We start from the raw sequence: 4059 nt of genomic DNA, 5'->3' as shown, positions 1-4059 counted from the left end.
CTCGTCGGGCGCCGGCGCGGGCGCGGGCGCCGCGCGCGGCTTGGCCGGCGCGGCCGCCTTTTCCGGCTTCGACGGGAACAGATACGCCATCCAGTCGGTCAGCTTGCCGCGCAGCGTGTCGAAGAAGCCCGGCGGCGATTCGGTGTCGAACTTCGCGTGCGCATCGATCAGCTTCGCGCGAAACGCGCGCTGATAGAAATCGCCGACCATCGGCAACGCGCTGCGCGCGCCTTGCCCCCAGTTGTCGCCGAGCGTCACGCGGCCGTCGTCGAAGCCCACCCACGCACCCGCCACGAGCTGCGGCTGCATCAGGATGAACCAGCCGTCGGTATTGCCCTGCGTGGTGCCGGTCTTGCCGGCCACGTCGCCGCGAATCCCGAAGCGCGAGCGGATCGCCGCGCCGGTGCCGCGATTGATCACGCCGCGCAGCGCGTCCACGAGCGTGCGCGAGGCCGACGCCGACAGCGTGCGCTCCGGCGGCGCCGGCGCGAATTCGGCCAGCACGTTGCCGTTGCGATCCTCGACCTGCGTGACCATGCGCGGCTCGACATAGCTGCCGAGATTCGCGATGGTCGCGTAGCCGGACACCATTTCCTTCAGCGTGACCGGGCTGGTGCCGAGCGCCAGCGACGGCACCGCCTCCAGCGTGCTGTCGCGCACGCCCATCTCGCGCGCGAGCCGCGCCACCTTGACCGGGCCGACCTGCTGCATCAGTTGCGCCGTGATGCGGTTGCGCGAATAGGCGAGCGCGTCGGCCAGCGTCATCGGCTTGCCGGTGGGCGGCTCGGCGTCGTCGGGGCGCCAGATCTCGCCGCCCTTGAGCGGGATCTCGACGGGCTGATCGATGAACGTGTCGGACGGCTTCGCGCCGTCGGCGAACGCCGCGCCATACACGAACGCCTTGAACGTCGAGCCCGGCTGGCGGCGCGCCTGCTGCACGTGATCGAACGGCTCGTTGGTGAAATCGCGGCTGCCCACCCAGGCGCGGATCGCGCCGTCGCGCGGGTCGATCGCCATGAAGCCGGCCTGCACGTCGGCCTTCGCCTTGCACAGGTTGCGCAGGAACTCGCGATCCTTGTCGAGCGTCTTGAGCGCGGCCGCGTCGTCCGCGCCGCCGTCGCGCGCGGCGCGATAGTCGGGCGTTTCGCGGATGAACGTCTGGAACAGCGGGCTGCCCGCCGCGCAGCCGCTGCCCGAATTCCACATGCCGTTCGCGATGCCCTGCAACTGGTTGGTCTGCAGCCGCAGCGCCTGGGTCGCCATCGCCTGCAGCCGCGAATCGATCGTGGTCCTGACGATCAGCCCGTCCGAATAGATGTTGTAGTCGTTGCGGTCGGCCCAGCCGATCAGCCATTTCTTCAGTTGCTGCGCGAAGTGCGGCGCAGGGCCGGGCGGCTCCTTCTGGCGCTCGAAATCGATGCGCAGCGGCTTCTTCTGCAGCACCGCGAACTGCGCCGGCGTGAGCTTGCCGTACTTGACCATCTGCCCGAGCACCGTGTTGCGCCGCTGCAGCGCGCGCTCCGGGTTGATCACCGGGTTGTAGTAGCTGTTGCCCTTGAGCATGCCCACCAGCGTGGCGCTGTCGAGGATGTCGAGCTGATCGGCCGATTTGTCGAAATAGGTGCGCGCGGCCATCTCCACGCCGTAGGCGTTGTAGAGGAACGGCACCGTGTTCAGATAGGTTTCGAGGATCTGCGGCTTGCTGTAGACGGCCTCGATCTTCAGCGCCGTGATCGCTTCCTTGAGCTTGCGCGTGAGCGTGGGCGCGCGGCCGATCTCGTCGGGATACAGATTGCGCGCGAGCTGCTGCGTGATGGTCGAGCCGCCCTGGCGGTCACCCGAGAACGTATGCAGCGCGGCGCCGGCGGTGCGCTTCCAGTCGAGGCCGTGGTGCTCGTAGAAGCGGTGATCCTCCGTCGCGATCAGCGCGTCGACCATGTGCGGCGAGATGTCGGCGAGCGCCGTCCATTCGCGGTTCGACGGCTTGAATTCGGCCAGCAGCTTGCCGTCGGACGACATCACCTGGGCCGGCGCATCGACGCGTGCCTTGCGGATGTCGCCGATGCTCGGCGTGAACGGAATCAGGATCACCACGTACAGCGCGAGCAGCGCCGGCAGCGCGGCCATCGCGATCAGCACGCCGCGGCGCGTGGGATGCCGGACGTGCCAGAGCGCGCGCGACACGTACGGCCGGGCGCGTTCGGCGGCGGCGGCCACCCGGGGCCGGGCGGCGGCCTGCCAGGCGGCGAGGCGGGACAGCAGACTGGACAGGAAACGGCGGCTCACGCGAAAACCCGGAAAGGCGAAAGCGTGCATCGTATCAAAGCCGCCGGGGCGGGCGGCGAGGCGGCGGCCGGGCGCACCGGGCCGCCGCGCGCGATGCGCGCCACGCCGATCCGCGCCGCGCTTTCCCGAGCGACGCCACGCGGTTTTCCGCGCCGCATTGTTTCGGTATCCGGATCGACGCAAACCGGCATCGGATACCGCCGCCACGCACGCGCAACCGCGCGCCCATCCCGCCCGTTCCGGCCGTCATCTCCGCGTCCCGGCCCGATGGCATAATCGGTTCGCTCTCACTCCGTCGCTGCGTGCCGCGCGCCGGCACCTTCCCACGATGACCGACTCGATCACGCTTCCCGCTCCCGACAACCCGCTGCGCGTGCTCGTCGTCGACGACATCGGCGCGAGCCGCGCGGAAACCGCCTCGCAGGTGCGCGCGGCCGGCCATCGCGTGATCGAGGCCGACAGCGGCGCGGCCGCGCTGGGCATCGTCGAGACCACCGACGTCGATCTCGTGCTGCTCGACCTGCTGATGCCCGACATGGACGGCTTCGAGGCCACCCGCCGCCTGCGCGCGCGGCACGAGCGCGCCTGGCTGCCGATCGTCGTGATGTCCTCGCTGAGCGGCGCCGAACATTTCGTGCGCGCGGTGGAAGAGGGCGCCGACGATTACCTCGTGAAGCCCGTCGACGGCGCGCTGCTCGCCGCCAAGATCCGCAACATCGGCCACGTGCTCGATCTGCAATCGCGCGTGGCGCATCTCGCCGCGCACAACCGCGAACTGTTCGATCACGTGGGCGACGCGGTGCTGACCATCGAGGACGGCGTGCGCATCTGCGACGCGAACGAAGCCGGTTACGCGCTGCTGGGCCTGGCCGCGCTGCCCGACGCCGGCGCGCCGCTCGATTCGCTGCTGCCCGCCGAGCTGGCCGAACGGCTGCGCACCGACACGCCGCCGGCCTCGTGCCAGGCGCACGTGCGCGGCCCGTCGGGCGACACGTTCCCCGCCGACATCCGCATCAGCCGCTGGCGCAACAGCGCGCGCCCGCGCGTCTCGCTGGTGATCCGCGATCTGACCGAACAGCGCCGGCTCGACCGCCTCAAGGACGATTTCCTCAGCACCGTCAGCCACGAGCTGCGCACGCCGCTCACGTCGGTGAAGGGCGCGATCGACCTGCTCGCGGGCGGCGCGGCCGGCGCGCTGCCTGCGCCCGCGCAGAAGCTGGTGGACATCGCGCGCCGCAACGGCGAGCGGCTCGGCCGCCTGATCGACGACGTGCTCGACGTCGCCAAGCTCGAAGCCGACCGCATGACGCTGCAGCGCCGCGCCTGCGCGCTCGACGCGCTGCTCGACGAGGCGCTGGCCGCCAACCTCGATTACGCGCGCCGCGTGGGCGTGACGCTCGCGCGCGTGGGCCAGCCGTTCGGCTGCGAGGTGTGGGTCGATCCGGACCGCTTCCTGCAGGTGATGGCGAACCTGCTGTCGAACGCGATCAAGAATTCGCCGGCCGGCGGCGCGGTGGAAATTCGCGGCCACGCCAGCGGCGCGCGCGCCCGGATCGCCGTGCGCGATCACGGCGGCGGCATCCCCGAGGCGTTCCGCGCGCGCATCTTCGAAAAGTTCTCGCAGGCCGACGAGCGCGACCGCCGCGTCGGCACCGGCACCGGGCTGGGCCTGCACATCACGCAGGTGCTGGTCGAGCGCATGCACGGCCGGGTCGGGCTGGTGTCCACGCCGGGCCACGGCGCCGAATTCCATGTGGATCTGCCGCTCGGCGA

2 protein-coding genes are annotated in these 4059 nt (G+C 70.8%); one reads left to right on the top strand and one right to left on the bottom strand.

The window, feature by feature from the left end; all coding sequences use genetic code 11:
• Positions 1-2286 (bottom strand): transglycosylase domain-containing protein (locus G3N92_RS31575; RefSeq protein WP_206131461.1); only part of this gene is annotated, 2286 nt, incomplete at its 3' end.
• A gap of 328 nt (positions 2287-2614) precedes the next feature.
• Between G3N92_RS31575 and G3N92_RS31570 the strand changes: the two genes are divergently transcribed.
• Positions 2615-4059: ATP-binding protein (locus G3N92_RS31570; protein ID WP_206131460.1), on the top strand; the 1445-nt coding region annotated here is incomplete at its 3' end.

The sequence above is a fragment of the Burkholderia sp. Ac-20379 genome, assembly GCF_017104645.1.
GTDB lineage: Bacteria > Pseudomonadota > Gammaproteobacteria > Burkholderiales > Burkholderiaceae > Burkholderia.
Note: the sequence above shows the minus strand (reverse complement) of the source record. Positions and strands in the feature narration are given on the sequence as shown.